The organism is Natronorubrum amylolyticum, from assembly GCF_052040145.1.
Lineage (GTDB): Archaea > Halobacteriota > Halobacteria > Halobacteriales > Natrialbaceae > Natronorubrum.
The window spans coordinates 16,677-31,498 of record NZ_JBPPFW010000005.1 but is presented as its reverse complement, the minus strand read 5'-3'; the positions used below and the strand labels follow the sequence as shown (position 1 = coordinate 31,498).

The window sequence follows — 14,822 nt, the reverse complement described above, 5'->3', positions numbered from 1 at the left end:
CACCGTCAGTTTCGACGGGAACAGGACAGGCGTCGCGATCAATCGGAATCGAGTGCGATCAAGCGTCGGCTTTCGCGTCGGCGAGCGTTTCGTACATCTCTTCGGCTAATTCGTTCGCCCGGTCGGCGTCGCGGGCTTCGGCGTAGATCCGGACGAGCGGTTCGGTGCCCGAGGGCCGTGCGAGCACCCACGCGTCGCCGTGATCCAGTCGGTAGCCGTCGCGCGTGTTGAGTTCGGCGTCGGAGGCCTGGGCGTGGTTCGCCGCGGCGTCGATCATCGCGTCGCGTTCGGCCGTCGACTCGTACTCGATGTTGTAGCGGACGTTCGCGTAGTCGTCGTAGGGTGCGACGATCTCGCTGACGGGCCGTTCGGCGACGAGTTCGAGGAACCGGGCCGCGGTGTACGCGCCGTCGCGCGAGAGTCGGAAGGCGGGGAAGAAGATCCCGCCGTTGCCCTCGCCCGCGATCGGGACGCGCTTGCCTTTCTCCTCGAGTTCCTCGATCCGGGTGATGATGTTGGTCGACCCGATGGGGGTGAGTTCGAGGTCGGCACCGACGTCGTTGACGACGTCGACCAGTCGCTGGGAGACGTTGACGGCGGAGACGGTCGTATCGCCGGCCTCGAGTTCGGCCGCCGCGAGCGCGGCGAGTGTGGCGTCGCCCGAAACGTACTCGCCGTTCTCGTCGAAGAAGATGGCGCGATCGGCGTCGCCGTCGTGGGCGATGCCGACGTCGGCGTCGGTGGCCCGGACGAGTTGGCCGAGGTCCTCGAGGTTGTCGGGCACTGGCTCGGGATCCCGACCGGGGAAGTGGCCGTCCGGCTGGCCGTTGACGGTGACGACGCGGCAGCCGAGTTCGCGGAAGAACTCGGGGCTCGTGAGGGTCCCGGAGCCGTGGCCGGGATCGAGCGCGACCGTCAACTCGGCGTCGGCGATGGTCTCCCTGTCGGAGGCGTCGAGCAGTTCCTCGACGTACTCTCGAGTGATCCCTTCGATCTCGCGAACGCGGCCGGTCTCGTCCCAGGGTGCGACGGTGGCCGACTCGGCGAGCAACACCTGTTCGATGTCCTCTAAGTCCGAGACGGCGAGTTCGATCCCGTCGCGGCCGACGAGTTTGACGCCGTTGTACTGCGGCGGGTTGTGTGAGGCCGTGATCACGATGACGGGGACCCCCTCCCGTTCGGCGTAAAACTGTGCGCCCGGCGTCGGTAGAACCCCGAGCCGGTCGACGTCCGTTCCCGTACTTGCGAGCCCGCTCGCGGCCGCGTCGGCCAACATGCGCCCGGTGTAGCGCGTGTCCCGCGCGATAGCAACCCGCTCGGCTCCCCAGGCCGTCCCCGCCGCTTTCGCGACGCGGAGGACGAACGCGGGCGTCAGCTCCTCGTTGGCGACGCCGCGTGTCCCGCTCGATCCGAATACTTGCATGGGTCCTAGTCGGGGCGGACTCCCCAAAGGGATTCCGAAGCAGACAGAACGCTTTCGGCGCGCGGCCACGACCGTCCACGTATGGATGCTATCGAGGAGAAACGCGTCTACGGCGGCCGCGAGGGGGCGCTCGAGGTCTACGTGGCGAGTGCCATCGGCGTCGTGCGCGTCCGCGTCGCCGGCGACACCGTCGGCGAGTTCGGGCTCTGTGACCGCACTCCCGCTCGCGACATCGCCGCGACCGGCGAAACCGTTGCTATCGCGACCGACGAGGACGTGCAGGTGCTCGACATCGAGCGCGGGGATCGGGAGGCGCGCGCGGCGGAAGCCGATGCGAACGAGTCCGACGAGACGTTCGTCGGCACCGGCTTCGGTCCCGCTGTCGCCGTCGGAACGCACGGTTCGGATCTGATCGCCGCCAGTCCCGATGGCGATGTCGCTCGACTACCGGCCGAAGCGGATACCGATTCGGAACCCCACGAGTGGGAGTTCCTCGAGCACAACGGCGTCGCGACGGTTCGTGCGATCGCCGGCGGTCTCGTCGGCACCGACAGCGGCGTCTACCGCGTCCACGACGGTGAACTCGATCACGCCGGCCTCTCGGACGTTCGAGACGTCTCCGCGGCCGGCGTTCCGCTCGCTGCGACCGCCGACGGGCTCTACAAGCTCGGCAACGGCTGGATGGAGGCCCTCGAGGGATCGTTTGAGATCGTCGCGGCGGACCCACAAACCGATCCGGGTCGTCTCACGCGCGCTCACGCCGTCTCGGGAGAGGCCATCTACGGCTACGACGCCGACGCGGAGACCTGGACGGAGTACGATCGTTCGACGGAGTCGATCGTCGGTATCGGCTACGGGAAGACGGTCTACGCCGTCACTGAGCGTGGATCATTTCTCTCGGCGACGCCCGACGATAGTGCCGGCCCGTGGCGCTCGCAGACGATCGGTGTCGGGGACGTGACGGGACTCGCCGTTCCCCGAGACGAGTAACGACCCGCCGCCTGCTTCGGGATGGTCTCGTTCCAAACTCTCGTTCTCGACGAACGGATCGTCTGACGGAGATTTAACTATCTTCGATACTTTCCCCTTCCAATATGAGTGGGATACCACGCCGCCGATTACTGGGCGCGACCGGGGTTGGTCTCGCCGGCGCCATCGCCGGCTGCTCGAGCAGCACCGACGACGAGAACGGGGACGACGACAGTACTGAAGCCGAGGAGACGCCCGAGGAGGAAGAGACCGACAGCTCGACCGGCTCTTCGGGCTCGGTCTCCGGGGCGATCATCGTCGATAACCTATCCGATACCGACCAGCAGATCGACCTGCTGGTCCAGCTCGACGACGGGATCGCCGTCTGGGAGACGGAGACGATCGAGGCCGGCCGGACCGCCTCGATCGAACGCGACTGGGCGGCCGACGCCGGCCAGTTCCGCGTCACGGCCCGGCTCAACGAGGGCGACCCGGTCGACATCACGCCGTCGAACTGGAACGCTGCCGACTGCCTCAGCATCTTCGTCCGGATCACGGGCGACGACAGCATGACGTACTCGAGCAACGCCACCGACGGCAACTGTGGCGGGGCCGCGGATCGCGAGGACGACGGCGACAACGCCGAGGACGTCGACACATAGCACCCTGCTGAGCGTCACTCGGCTGTGTGGTCGGCCGCATCGGTTCCGCCGAGCCGCCTTCCGTTTTCAGTCGCGATGGGAACGCTGCCGAGTTCGAACGCTCGCGGCGCGGGAGAACGAAAACGGGTTTAGCCCCCGTCCTGTCCACTCGAGTATGACCACGATCGTCAGCGGATCCGCGTCGCAGACGCTGGCCGCTGCTCTCGCACGCGAACTCGAGGAACCGCTCGCTCCCGTCAAATACGACCGTTTTCCGGACGGCGAACTGCTCGCTGGCGTCCCCGACTTCGACGACGACCGCGCTATCGTCGTCGCCTCGACCGTCTCGAGCGATGCACACCTCGAACTGCTGCAACTGCAGGACGCCGTCCGCGAGGCCGGCGCCGAGGAGGTGGTCACCGTCCTGCCCTACATGGGCTACGGCCGGCAGGACGCGGCCTTCGAGGCGGGCCACCCCGTCTCCGCGCGAGCGGTCGCCCGCGCCGTCTCGACCAGCACCGATCGCGTGCTTACGGTCAACCCGCACGAAAAAGCGGTCTGTGAGTTCTTCGAGCCCACGGCGACGCCCGTCGACGCGGCGGGCCGACTGGCCGACCCCCTCCCCGCCGATCTCGAGGACCCTGTCTTCCTCTCCCCCGACGCGGGCGCGATCGAACTCGCCGAGACGGTCCGCGACGCCTACGGCGACGGCGAGACGGACTACTTCGAGAAGACCCGTCACTCCGGGACGGAGGTCGAGATCACGCCCAGCGACGTCGACGTGGCCGGCCGCGACGTCGTCGTCACCGACGACATCATCGCGACGGGATCGACCATGAGCGAGGCCGTCGGCGTCCTCCGAGACCGCGGCGTCGGCCGCGTGTTCGTCACCTGTGTCCACCCGCTGCTCGCGCGCAACGCCGTGACGAAGCTCTCTCGAGCCGGCGTCGAAGCGATCTACGGCACCGACACGATCGAGCGCGGAGCGAGCGCGGTCTCGGTCGCACCGGCGCTCGCGGCGGAGCTGTAACGATTCGCGTTCGGCTCGGTCGTCGGTCACACACCGATTCTCCGGCGGCTACCTGTTCGCATCGCTGAGTAAGGGTTAACTCGCATTATCGCACACGTTCGCGTAGCGATGGCTGGGGAAGACGACACCCAACGGGCAGCGGCGGTGTGCGATAACTGCGGAACTGCCCACGCGGTCCGTCTCGGTCCCGACGGGGAGATTCGCCCCATCGGAACCGGACAGGGGCCCGGCTGCACGTGCGGGGACGGCAAACTCCGCATTATGAGCGACGATACGGCCGTGCTGGAAGACGTGGAGATGGAGGAGTCGTAGTCCGACGCGACGACGGACGAACCGCCGTCGATGTGGTGTGCAGAGAGGCGACGCCGTCTCCCATCTGCGACCGTACTATAACTGTTAAGTAGATACCATCCCGTGACTTAGCTAGTCGGAATTCGTACAGGTCGCGGGCGGTTCGCCCTCGACCGCGAGCCACCGAGTCACCACCCACCTCAGATGCACGGAATCGTCCACAAGACGCTCAAGGAGTACGTCGTCGACCGCACCGACGAGGAGACCTGGGAAACGATCCTCGACCGCGCCGATCTCGAGCCGGCGCTGTACCTCCCCGTCTCGACCTACGACGATCACGAGATCGAGGCCATCCTCTCGACGCTGGCGTCGATGGCGACCCAGAACAGACGCCAGATCGAACGCGACTTTGGACGGACGCTCGCGCCCGAACTCCTGTCGACGTTCAACGCGCACGTGCGCGACGACGACCTGTTCGTCCTCCTCGAGCGCCTCGAGGGAATCATCAACGACGTCGACGCGGCGACCGACGACACCGCGCTCCCGTCGGTTTCGGGTACCCGCGACGGGGACGATAGCGTGCGCGTGACGTATCGAACCCACCGGGAGCCGACCTACTGCGGGCTGGCTCACGGCGTCCTCGAGGGAGTCGCTCGCGCCTTCGACGCGGACGCGACCGTCACGGAACAGCGCTGTGTCGACGACGGCGAGGGGGCGTGCGTGTTTCTGGTGGAACGCCCCTAGAACGGTTCGTCTGCCGATAGCTGCTCGACGGGGAGAGACCTCACCGCCGCCGACCGAGCATCGCAATCGCGAGCACGGCGGCCAGCGCGACGATTCCGGCGACGCTGCCGAAGCCGGCTATCGAATCGACGGCCGAGACGGCCCTCGAGAGACCGCCGCCGACGGTAACCGTCGTCGACTGCTCGCCGGCGGTCACCTCGTAGCGTCCGTCGTCATCGAACGTCAGATCGACTGCCGTGGTTCCCGTCTCACCGGGCGCAAGCGCGACCGGATTGGCAGTCACGACTCCGTTTGCGCTCTGAAACGGCAGCGTCCCCGCGGCCGGAAGGTCGCCGTCCGCGGTGACCGTCGCGGTCGCCGTCACCGTCTCGCCGGGATCGACGCTGTCCGGCTCGACTCGCAGATCGGTGACGGTCAGGCTCGGACTCGAGCGAACGAACACCGTCAGCCGATCGTCGCCGACGCGAAGGTCGTAAACGCCGGGTGACGGCGGCTCCCACGAAAGTCGCGTCGTCGTCCGCTCGCCGGGCTCGAGGGAGCGCTGCTCGAGCGCGACGATCTCGCCGTTCGCCTCGAGGGTCGCGTCGGCGGTGCCGGCTCGGTCGTCGACGTTTTCCATCGCGACCGGAACGGTGACCGTCGTTCCAGCGGGGACGGCCATCACGTCCCCGCCATCGGTGACGGTGTCGCTACGGGTTTCGACACCGTCCAGTTCGCTCGAGTCCCAGCGCTCCCAGGACTGGCCCGCGACCTCGATCGGCTCCGAGCCGAGTCGGTACTCGACGGTCGCCGACGGCTGGTCGAACGCGTCGCCGTGGTCCCAGCGGCTCCACATTTCGGGCGTTTCGGTGGTCTGCGTGTACCGCTCGGCGACACTTCGGACGTCGCTCCCGCCGGCGTCCTCGAGTGCCGTCAGGAAGTCCGCTTCGCTTACCGATCCGTCCTGGGCGTTCAACTGTCGGAAGACGTCCTCGAGCGTTCGATCACCGTCGGTCGCCAGCCGAAGCTGTCGATCGATCTCGCCGTAGACGAGCGGCCCCTTCACGTAGTCGGTGTCGCTATCCGCCCAGGTAGAGGGGGCGTTGAGCGCGCCGTCCGCGTACGGCGAGCGCTCGCCCCGTTCCAGGTGGTCGGCGAACTCGCCGAAGCGGATCGATCCCTCCTCGTAGCCCAGTAGCGCGCCGTAGTACTCCGCTTGCGCTTCGACGAGCCACCGTGCGTCGGCCGTCGTCTCGCCGCTGGCGAACCCCTGTCGGACGTGGACGTATTCGTGGAGCCAGACGTTCGCTGCGACCTCGAGTTCGGCGTCGGCGGCGACCCACGCGTCCGCGTCGCCGTACTGGACGCCCCGCGGTCCCCAGTTGACGTCGGTCGGGACCGCGACGATGAAGACCTCGTCGCTGCTCGAGCCGACATCGAGTCGTTCGCTGCCCGCCGCGATCGACTCGAGGATGTCGTCGGGTGTCTCCGCCAGGTCGGCCGCGTCGGGGACGACCAGCCTGATCGTCTCGCCGTCGACGGTCCGCTCGTACTCCTCGACGGGGCCGAAGAAGGCGATGTCGTCGCCGGTCGCCCCCTCGCCGTCGACGGTGACCGTCTCTTCGATGCCCAACGTGACGGATTGCGGCGTTCGGAGGGAGAGCCCGACCGAGGGGACCTGAACGACGCCCCACTCGCCGGCGTCGACGAACGTGTACCCGTCTCGCTCGTCGTGGTCGTGGCGGACGGTACCCGTTCGATCGGCCGGCATCTCGTATCGGATCGACGGCTCCCCGGTCGCCTCGTCCCAGCGGTACGTCCCGTCGGCGGTCTCCTCGAAGCCCTCGAAGCCCACGACGGCCGCATCGTCCGGGAGATCGACCTCGAGCCCGCGCAGCGGCTCCGGTGGCTCGAAGGTGGTCTCGACTTCGAACTCGCCCGGCCGATCGGACAGGTGGCGCAGTTCGGTTCGCTGGTGGAGCACGTCGTCCTCGTCGGCCATCGCACTCGGTGAGCCGTCGCTCACGCCGCTCGCGATTGCCGTATCGGAGGCACCGGACGCGTCGGGTACGGACGAAAACCCGCCCGCCCCGGCGATACCGGCCGGGAGGCTCGCTATCAGGAGGAGAACGATAACACAGACGGCGAGCCGAGAGTTCACTACCCCTCTCTGGCAAGTCCGAGATTAAGACTTTTGTGGCACGAATACTGTCTCTCCGGCGAGAATTACTGCAGAACGAGGACTCGAGGAATGCGCCTCGAGTCGTTCAGTCGCCCTCAGTCAGCTGTCTCAGCGGCCGTCAACGGTTCGGATCCCACCTTTTTCTCGTCGGGTTCGCTATCGCTCACCGCTCTCTGTTCACGGGCGCGAAGCGCCCGTTCACATGATCAGCGGGACCGAAGGTCCCGCTCGACTCGAAAAATCTGTCCGGCGAGAGCTTCGCTCTCGCTGACCATTGCCTCACTTCGTTCGGCAAGAGACCAAAAACGCCTCGCTTCGCTCGGCGGTGCTAGTCCGACGCCTCAGCGGCCGCCAACGGCTCGATCGCGATTTCCATCGTCACACCTTCGACCTCCCACTCCTTTCGGTTGCCGTTGTCGACCTCGAGAGCCCCGATCTCGTCCGCACGGACCTCCTCGCGGATCAACTCCTCGCGCTCTGCGACGAGGTCGGCGACGCGGTCGTCGTCGATCTCGAGATCCAGCGCGATCCGTTCTTCGACGTCGAGTTCGAGGTCCTTTCGCATCTCCTGGACGCGGCGGATGACCTCGCGGGCGTAGCCCTCGCTCTCGATGTCGTCGGTCAGCGAGGCGTCGACGTAGGCGACGCCGCGGTCGTCGCCGTTCAGGCCGAACGCGGTGCCGGCGACGCCGTCGGGCGTCTGGGTGACGAACGAAACCATCTCCTCGGTGATCTCCTCGTCGTCCTCGAGCACGTCCGCGACAGCTGCTTCGATCGCCTCGAGTCCCGGCTCGTCGATCCGGGCCTCGTTGAGCGCGTTCATAACCTGCCCGGCGCGGTCGCCGAAGGCTGGGCCGAGTTCGCTCATGTCGGCCTCGGCGCTGTAGTTCAGCTCGCCCCAGCGGTCGTCGGGCGAGACGAGTTCGATGTCGCGGGCGTTGAGCCGATCCTCGAGCAGTTCGGTGTGACGCTCGACGGCCTCGACGACGCGTCCGTCGTCCGCGGCGACGACGACCCGCGGGACGGGCCAGCGGAGCTTGCGACCGGCCTGCTGGCGCGCGTTCGCGCCGGCTTCCTCGATCGCACGCAGGATGGCGACGTCGTCCTCGAGCTGTTCGTCGGCCCAGTACTCCTCGACGGCGGGCCAGTCTTCCATGTGAACGGTGTCGTGACCGGCGTCGCCGGTTAAGGTGCCGTAGATCTCCTCGCTGACGAACGGCGCGTAGGGGGCGAGGAGCGCAACGCTCTCGCGGAGGATGCGGTAGATCGTTGCATATGCCGCGTCCTTGGAGCCGCTGTCCGTCTCGTCCCACATCCGCTCGCGGACGGCCTGGATGTAGAACCGCGAGACGTCCTCGACGACGAACTCGATCAGTGCCTCGAGCGCGCGGTCCTGACGGAACTCCTCGAGATGCTCGGTCATCTCGGCTTTCGTGGACTGCAGGCGAGCGAGGATCCACTCGTCGATTAACTCGAGGTCCGAATCGACGTCCTCGAGCGTCGTCTCCTCCGGATCGAATTCATCGAGGCGCATGTACGGCAGCGGGAACCGGAAGACGTTCCACAGCGTTCGGAGGTGGTTCTCCATCGTGCCCATCTCGTCCCACGAAAAGCGCATATCGTCGCCCTGCGGGTTCGCCGAGAGCAGGAACATCCGCATCGCGTCGGAGCCGTGGCGCTCGATGGCGGTATCGGGCTCGACGACGTTGCCGACGGATTTGGACATCTTGCGGCCGTCCTCGTCCAGGGCGTGGCCGTGCATGAGCACCTTGTCGTAGGGCACTTCGCCCATCGCGGCGGTACCCATGCCGAGCTGGGACCAGAACCAGCCCCGCGTCTGGTCGTGGGCCTCGAGGATGAAGTCGGCGGGCCAGAGTTCGTCAAAGCGGCTGTCGTCCGAAGGGAAGTCGAGGGTCCCCCACGAGGCGACCGAGGAGTCGAGCCAGACGTCGAAGACGTCGGGCACGCGCGTGTAGGTAGTGCCGTCCTCAGTGATGGTGAGGTCGTCGACGGTGTCCTTGTGCAGGTCGACGTCTTCGGGATCGACGTCCTGATCGACGCGCTCGGCGAGTTCCTCGCGGTCGCTGATGACGATTCGATCTTCGTCGTCGTCGCGGTCTTCGGGAGTCCAGACGGGCAGCGGGATGCCCCAGTAGCGCTGCCGGGAGACGTTCCAGTCCGGAGCCTCCTCGACGAAGTCGCGGAAGCGGTTGTCGCGAGCCCAACCGGGGTACCACTCGCTGTCCTCGATGTTGTCGAGGAGTTCGTCCTTGACGTCCGTGATCGTGATGAACCACTGGTCGGTGACGATCTGGAGGATACCCGTATCACAGCGCCAACAGTGGCCGTAGCTGTGGTGGACGGTGCCCGACGCGAGGAGTGCGCCGTTGTCCTCGAGATCGGCCGTGATCTCCGGATCGGCCTCCTTGACGAACTGGCCCTCGTACTTGCCCGCCTCCTCGGTGTAGACGCCGTCGCCGCCGACGGGACAGAAGATCGGAAAGCCGAGTTCGCGGCCGCGCTCGAAGTCGACCTCACCGTGGCCGGGCGCGGAGTGGACGAGCCCGGTGCCGTCGCCGTGGGTGTCGACGTAGTCCGCGGCGTACACCTCGAAAACGCCGTCGGCGTCGACGTGGTCCGGAACCTCCTCGGCGAGCGGATGTTCGTACGACCAGCCGATCAGGTCCTCGCCGGTGAGCTCTTCGACGACCTCGTACTCCTCGTAGCGCCCTTCCTTGAGGACCTCCTCGTGTTTGGCGTCGGCGAGGTACAGCAGCTCCTCCTCACCGTCTTTCGTCGCCCGGACCCCGACGTAGTCGCCCTCCTCGTCGACGGCGGTAAACGTGTTGGCGGGGACCGTCCACGGGGTCGTCGTCCAGATGACGAGTTTGCCTTCGCGATCGGTCAGGTCGAATTTGACGTAGATCGAGGGGTCCTCGACGTCCTCGTACTCGACTTCGTTGTTCGCAATGGCCGTCTCACAGCGCGGACACTGCGAGATGGATCGATGTCCTTTCTCGACGAGCCCGCGGTCTGCGGCCTTCGAAAAGCCCCACCAGGCGGCCTCCATGTACTCGGGACTCACGGTTCGATAGGGGTTGTCCCAGTCCATCCAGACCCCGAAGGATTTGAAGTCGTTCTGGAGTCCCTCGAGTTGTTCGTCGGCGTAGTCCTTACACTCCTGAATGAAGTTCTCCTCGCCGAACTCCTCGATGTCCTTCTTGTTCTCGAAGCCGAGTTTCTCCTCGACTTTCGTCTCGATCGGCAGCCCGTGCATGTCGTAGCCCGGGCGGTCGGTCACGTCGTACCCCTGCATCCGCATGAATCGGATGTAGACGTCCTTCAGGGACTTGTTCCAGGTGGTTCCCATGTGCGCCGAGCCCGACGTGTACGGCGGACCGTCGACGAAGAAGAACGATTCGCCGTCCTCGCGGTGCTCGACCGTCTGCTGGTAGGCGTCGACGTCGTCCCAGTAGTCGAACACCCGTTGCTCGAGGGCGTGAGGATCGTACTGGTCGTCGACCTCGTCGAACCTGCTCATGTGGGTCCAATCTCACTCCGAGAGTAAAGGGGAATCGGTATTGCGGACGCCGGCGTCGGCGTGCGGCGGACTGGAGGACGACGGGGAGCTGTCTTACTGGCGGGCGACGAGCAGTCGCGCGAGCAGTTTCTTGTAGGCGATGCCGTAGAGGCCCGCATAGAGCATCACACAGCCGATCGCGGCCAGCCAGAGCGCGACCATCGTCTCGCCCGAGCCGAGGTGCTGGATGCTCGCGTATTCGACGGCGAGACCGCCCGCCGTCAACACGCCGGCGAGGACGGTGTAGACGACCAGCGGGAGCAGTTCTGCGAGGAGTTCCGGAGTTCCCGATCCCATTGCCCCTGTCAAGCCACCCAGAGAAGGTAAATCTGTCCCTCGCACAGGTTGCGGGTTTGCCAACAGTTCTGTCACACGAACGGGTCCGTCCGAGGGGTAACGAGACCGATTCCGTCGTACGTCTCATCCTATACCGGTTCGAACCACGGTCGGAGCGAAGCTCCTCCCTGATTCGAACCGGCTTCGTCTGCGTCTGTTGCTCACGAGTGTTCGCGACAGATCAGACCGGCTCGAACCACGGTCGGAGCGAAGCTCCTCCCTGATTCGAACCGGCTTCACAGCTGTCTCTGTTGCTCACGGGTGTTCGCAACAGAACACAGGGATCAGACCGGTTCGAACCGATAGCCGTCCCAGTCTTGACTCTCGGGTTCGCGGATGCCGGCCCCGGGTTCGCGGAGTTCGTCGACGTACACCGGTTCGACCTCGTCGCCGGTTTCGATCTCGTCGGTCGTCGCCTGTCCAATCGCGCGGACCGATTCCCCTTCGACGTCGAACTCGAGGATCGCGAGCGTGTTCGGTTCGCGCACGCCGGGTGGCGTCGCCGTGCTCGTCGTCCACGTGATCACTTCAGCGGTGTACTCGCTCAGATCGATCGTCCCCACCGGTTTCGCGCCGTCGGGGCCACGCGGATGGCCGGGATAGCTGATCGATCCGTCTTCGTACCGCGTCGCGTTCATCGTCATCGTGCCGCCTCCATGATGGTCGTGATAACGCAGTTGCCGAAGCCGCCGACGTTACAGGCGAGTCCGACGTCAGCGTCGACCTGTCGCGGACCGGCCTCACCGACGAGTTGTTCGTAGATTTCGACGCCCTGAGCGACGCCGCTCGCACCGAGTGGGTGCCCCTTCGATTTGAGTCCTCCCGAGGTGTTGACCGGTAGTTCGCCGGTGTCGCGTTCGGTATAGCCCTCCTCGACTAACTCCCAGGCTTCGCCCTGCGCTGCGAACCCAAGTCCTTCCATCTGCAGAAATTCGAGTATCGTGAACATGTCGTGGAGTTCCGCGACGTCGATGTCGTCGGGGCCGTAGCCGCTCATCTCGTAGGCACCCTCGCCGCTCTCGACGACGGCGTTCATGATCGTGGGATCCTCGCGTTCGTGGACGACGTGTGTGTCCGTCGCGCCGTCGATTCCTGCGATGACGGCGTACTCGTCCGCGTACTCCTGGGCGACGTCTTCGGGACAGAACAGCAACGCGGCCGAGCCGTCCGAAATCGGACAGAAGTCGTACAGCCGAAGCGGGTCGGCGACGATCGGCGACTCGAGAATCGTCTCGAGATCGACCGCTTTCTGGAACTGAGCGTTCGGATTGTCGACGCCGTTCTCGTGGTTCTTGGCGGCGACCTTCCCGAGACTTTCGCGGGGGGCATCAAAGCGCTCGAGGTAGTGTCGTGCCGTGAGTCCGGCAAACGAGGGCAGCGTCACGCCCGTCTTGTACTCGACGGGGTGGGTAACCGAGGCGATGATGTCGGTCGTTTCAGGAGTCGATCGGTGGCTCATCTTCTCGCCGCCGACGAGCAACGTCATGTCGCTGGCGCCGCTCGCGATCGACTGCCAGGCGGCGTAGATTCCCGCGCCGCCGCTGGAACTCGTCTGATCGACGCGCTGGGTGTACGCCGGCATCATGCCCAGGTCGTGTACTAGCGCGTTCATTACGCCCGTCATCCCTTCGAACTCGCCGCTGGCCATGTTCGAGACGTACAGGTGGTCGACGTCCGTCGCATCGACCTCCGCATCCTCGAGACAGTCGAGTCCAGCCTCGGCGAGGAGATCCATGATCCAGCCCTCGCGTTGCCCGAACTGGGTCATCGAGGCACCGATGAGTGCAACTCGCTCCGTCTGCTGCTCGTTCGTTGACATCAGTGCAACTGGCCACGAACACTGCAATAAACCCCCAGTCGGTCGGACCCCGTGAATCACCGAACCGGTCGAGATAACACCCTTCCAGGCCCTCGACTCGAGTGTGCCCGCCGCCGACCGAGACCCGGCCTACCCGACCGCGCGAAACGTTATCGAATCCGGTTGTGAGCGCTGCCCGGCCCTCGTCGAGCACCGCGAGTGTATCTCGTGGGGTACCGGTCCGCTCGACGCGACCGTCCTGGTCGTCGGCGAAGCCCCCGGTGCCGGCACCCCCGACGCCGACCGCTGGCAGGGCGGCAACTGGACCGGAATGGCCTACACCTCGAGACACTCAGGTCGTCGCATCCGCCGGATGCTCGCTGAGATCGGCTACGGCGACGAAGCGTACTACACGAACGCGGTGAAGTGCTTTCCGCCGGATCCGCAGGACCCGACGAGCAACCGCGAGCCGACGCCCGATGAGCGCGCGAACTGCCGCGGCCACCTCGTCACTGAGGTCGAGGCGGTCGATCCCGACGTCGTTCTCGCGACCGGGAAACACGCGACGAAGTCGGTGCTTGCCGTCGAAGATCGGAGTATCGACGGCTTCCTCGACAGCGTCTTGATGCCCGTTCGGTGTGATCGACTCGAGACGCAGCTCGTCCCGATCCTCCACCCGTCCTACCAAGACGTCTGGATCGGGCGGCTGGGCTACGAACCCGAGGAGTACCTCGAGGCGATTCGGGAGACGCTCGAGGAATATTGTACGTCCACCGACACGTAGCCATCCGTCCTTGAGTGTCATCTCCGGCCGTCCGACTCGAGCCGATGTTTCGGAACCCTCACTCACAAAACGCCCGAAACGATGGCATAAACCGCTGAAAAGAGCAGAAACCAGAAGACTGATCTCACGAGGAGTTTGCTGTGGCTCTCCTTGATCGGCGCCGTCTCGTGGAGTCGCCCCTCGGCGCGCAACAGTGCGCGGACGAGTCCGCCGTTGGGTCCTGAATCACTCATCGCTTCGATTGAGACTACTCAATACCCCGTGTTAACCGTCTCGGCTCCGCGCCGGTCGCCGAGTCGCGACGTGACTCGAGCGAACCGTGCCGATGCTCGACGCTACTCGTCGGTTGAAAACCACCACCGACAGAAAAGCGACGGTGGTGGAAGTGGTGGTTGGTCAGGATACGTGACGTGGTACAGGTGCGATACGACACCGCGCCCAGGTGGGCAATCGACTCGAGGCCGGCGTCGCTATTGAAGGGGCGTGACCGTCTCTCCCACTTTTCCTGACTTTATCCCAGTTTAATCGGTGTCTCGGGCGTGACGATCGCTGATCCGGTACTGTTTCGATTTCACACACCTTCGCTGTCTCGCGGGTAAGCTTCTTACAGTGGGCCGACACACACTCGCGTATGAGTACGATCTTCAGCCAGATCGTGGAGGGAGAGATCCCGGCACGAGTCGTGTACGAAGACGAGACGACGATGGCCTTCCTGGACGCCAACCCGCTGGCTCCGGGCCACACGCTGGTCATCCCCAAAGACGAGTACGAACGGCTGAACGACGTCCCCGACGACGTCGCGACGGATCTCTACGCGACGATCCACCGGCTGATCCCCGCCGTCGAGGAGAGCGTCGACGCCGACGCGTCCACCGTCGCGTTCAACAACGGCGAGGAGGCCGGCCAGGAGGTCCCCCACGTCCACTGCCACATCGTCCCTCGCTTCGAGGGCGACGGCGGCGGCCCGATCCACGCCATTGCCGGCGACCGGCCGGAGCTCGGAGACGACGAACTCGACGACATCGCAGCCGATATCGAATCTCGAGCCTGAGCACTTTCGGCCCC

At 65.7% G+C, this 14,822-nt stretch carries 14 protein-coding genes; 7 read left to right on the top strand and 7 right to left on the bottom strand.

All coding sequences use genetic code 11. The features are described 5' to 3' along the window. Positions 1-58: 58 nt before the first annotated feature. Positions 59-1,423, bottom strand: coding sequence for a phosphoglucosamine mutase (gene glmM, locus ACSFDB_RS17970; protein ID WP_440772288.1), 1,365 nt, complete (start codon positions 1,421-1,423; stop codon positions 59-61). A gap of 81 nt (positions 1,424-1,504) precedes the next feature. Here glmM and ACSFDB_RS17965 point away from each other — a divergent pair, with 81 nt between their 5' ends. From ACSFDB_RS17965 to ACSFDB_RS17945, 5 genes are all read left to right on the top strand, one after another. After that, on the top strand, positions 1,505-2,413 hold the full coding sequence (locus tag ACSFDB_RS17965; RefSeq protein ID WP_440772287.1) for an HVO_0234 family beta-propeller protein: 909 nt from the start codon (positions 1,505-1,507) through the stop codon (positions 2,411-2,413). A gap of 104 nt (positions 2,414-2,517) precedes the next feature. Then, entirely contained in the window at positions 2,518-3,054 is a 537-nt protein-coding gene (locus ACSFDB_RS17960) for a hypothetical protein (protein ID WP_440772286.1), read from the top strand. Positions 3,055-3,208: 154 nt separating this feature from the next. After that, positions 3,209-4,063 carry a ribose-phosphate diphosphokinase gene (locus tag ACSFDB_RS17955; RefSeq protein WP_440772285.1) on the top strand — a complete coding sequence of 285 codons (855 nt, stop codon included), beginning with the start codon at positions 3,209-3,211 and terminating at the stop codon, positions 4,061-4,063. 108 nt (positions 4,064-4,171) lie between these two features. Continuing rightward, complete coding sequence (locus ACSFDB_RS17950; protein WP_440772284.1) at positions 4,172-4,375, top strand: hypothetical protein; 204 nt, start codon at positions 4,172-4,174, stop codon at positions 4,373-4,375. A 183-nt stretch (positions 4,376-4,558) separates the two neighbouring features. Next, positions 4,559-5,098 (top strand): heme NO-binding domain-containing protein, encoded by a 540-nt coding sequence (locus ACSFDB_RS17945; protein ID WP_440772283.1) that lies wholly within the window; start codon positions 4,559-4,561, stop codon positions 5,096-5,098. 40 nt (positions 5,099-5,138) lie between these two features. Here ACSFDB_RS17945 and ACSFDB_RS17940 read toward each other — a convergent pair whose 3' ends face one another. From ACSFDB_RS17940 to ACSFDB_RS17920, 5 genes are all read right to left on the bottom strand, one after another. Continuing rightward, on the bottom strand, positions 5,139-7,238 hold the full coding sequence (locus ACSFDB_RS17940; protein WP_440772282.1) for a hypothetical protein: 2,100 nt from the start codon (positions 7,236-7,238) through the stop codon (positions 5,139-5,141). A 349-nt stretch (positions 7,239-7,587) separates the two neighbouring features. Beyond that, positions 7,588-10,800, bottom strand: a complete 3,213-nt coding sequence (gene ileS, locus ACSFDB_RS17935; RefSeq protein ID WP_440772281.1) for an isoleucine--tRNA ligase — start codon at positions 10,798-10,800, stop codon at positions 7,588-7,590. A 93-nt stretch (positions 10,801-10,893) separates the two neighbouring features. After that, positions 10,894-11,136, bottom strand: a complete 243-nt coding sequence (locus ACSFDB_RS17930) for a DUF8151 family protein (protein WP_440772280.1) — start codon at positions 11,134-11,136, stop codon at positions 10,894-10,896. A 323-nt stretch (positions 11,137-11,459) separates the two neighbouring features. Further along, positions 11,460-11,819: a nucleic acid-binding protein gene (locus ACSFDB_RS17925; RefSeq protein WP_440772279.1), complete on the bottom strand. Its 360-nt coding sequence runs from the start codon at positions 11,817-11,819 to the stop codon at positions 11,460-11,462. After that, positions 11,816-12,994, bottom strand: a complete 1,179-nt coding sequence (locus tag ACSFDB_RS17920; protein WP_440772278.1) for a thiolase family protein — start codon at positions 12,992-12,994, stop codon at positions 11,816-11,818. Before ACSFDB_RS17920 ends, ACSFDB_RS17925 begins: the two co-directional genes overlap by 4 nt. Before the next feature lie 103 nt (positions 12,995-13,097). On the opposite strand from ACSFDB_RS17920, the gene ACSFDB_RS17915 reads away from it, so the two are divergent. After that, on the top strand, positions 13,098-13,757 hold the full coding sequence (locus tag ACSFDB_RS17915) for a uracil-DNA glycosylase (protein ID WP_440772277.1): 660 nt from the start codon (positions 13,098-13,100) through the stop codon (positions 13,755-13,757). A 62-nt stretch (positions 13,758-13,819) separates the two neighbouring features. Here ACSFDB_RS17915 and ACSFDB_RS17910 read toward each other — a convergent pair whose 3' ends face one another. Further along, positions 13,820-13,990, bottom strand: a complete 171-nt coding sequence (locus tag ACSFDB_RS17910; protein WP_440772276.1) for a hypothetical protein — start codon at positions 13,988-13,990, stop codon at positions 13,820-13,822. A 398-nt stretch (positions 13,991-14,388) separates the two neighbouring features. Between ACSFDB_RS17910 and ACSFDB_RS17905 the strand changes: the two genes are divergently transcribed. Continuing rightward, entirely contained in the window at positions 14,389-14,808 is a 420-nt protein-coding gene (locus ACSFDB_RS17905; protein WP_440772275.1) for an HIT family protein, read from the top strand. The last annotated feature ends 14 nt before the right edge of the window (positions 14,809-14,822 follow it).

Excerpts from the sequence above, each read along its gene's own strand:
- glmM (WP_440772288.1), bottom strand. The coding sequence starts at position 1,423 with ATGCAAGTATTCGGATCGAGCGGGACACGCGGCGTCGCCAACGAGGAG.
- ACSFDB_RS17955 (WP_440772285.1), top strand. The coding sequence starts at position 3,209 with ATGACCACGATCGTCAGCGGATCCGCGTCGCAGACGCTGGCCGCTGCT.
- ACSFDB_RS17960 (WP_440772286.1), top strand. The coding sequence starts at position 2,518 with ATGAGTGGGATACCACGCCGCCGATTACTGGGCGCGACCGGGGTTGGT.
- ACSFDB_RS17950 (WP_440772284.1), top strand. The coding sequence starts at position 4,172 with ATGGCTGGGGAAGACGACACCCAACGGGCAGCGGCGGTGTGCGATAAC.
- ACSFDB_RS17925 (WP_440772279.1), bottom strand. The coding sequence starts at position 11,819 with ATGACGATGAACGCGACGCGGTACGAAGACGGATCGATCAGCTATCCC.
- ACSFDB_RS17920 (WP_440772278.1), bottom strand. The coding sequence starts at position 12,994 with ATGTCAACGAACGAGCAGCAGACGGAGCGAGTTGCACTCATCGGTGCC.
- ACSFDB_RS17945 (WP_440772283.1), top strand. The coding sequence starts at position 4,559 with ATGCACGGAATCGTCCACAAGACGCTCAAGGAGTACGTCGTCGACCGC.
- ileS (WP_440772281.1), bottom strand. The coding sequence starts at position 10,800 with ATGAGCAGGTTCGACGAGGTCGACGACCAGTACGATCCTCACGCCCTC.
- ACSFDB_RS17910 (WP_440772276.1), bottom strand. The coding sequence starts at position 13,990 with ATGAGTGATTCAGGACCCAACGGCGGACTCGTCCGCGCACTGTTGCGC.
- ACSFDB_RS17965 (WP_440772287.1), top strand. The coding sequence starts at position 1,505 with ATGGATGCTATCGAGGAGAAACGCGTCTACGGCGGCCGCGAGGGGGCG.
- ACSFDB_RS17905 (WP_440772275.1), top strand. The coding sequence starts at position 14,389 with ATGAGTACGATCTTCAGCCAGATCGTGGAGGGAGAGATCCCGGCACGA.
- ACSFDB_RS17930 (WP_440772280.1), bottom strand. The coding sequence starts at position 11,136 with ATGGGATCGGGAACTCCGGAACTCCTCGCAGAACTGCTCCCGCTGGTC.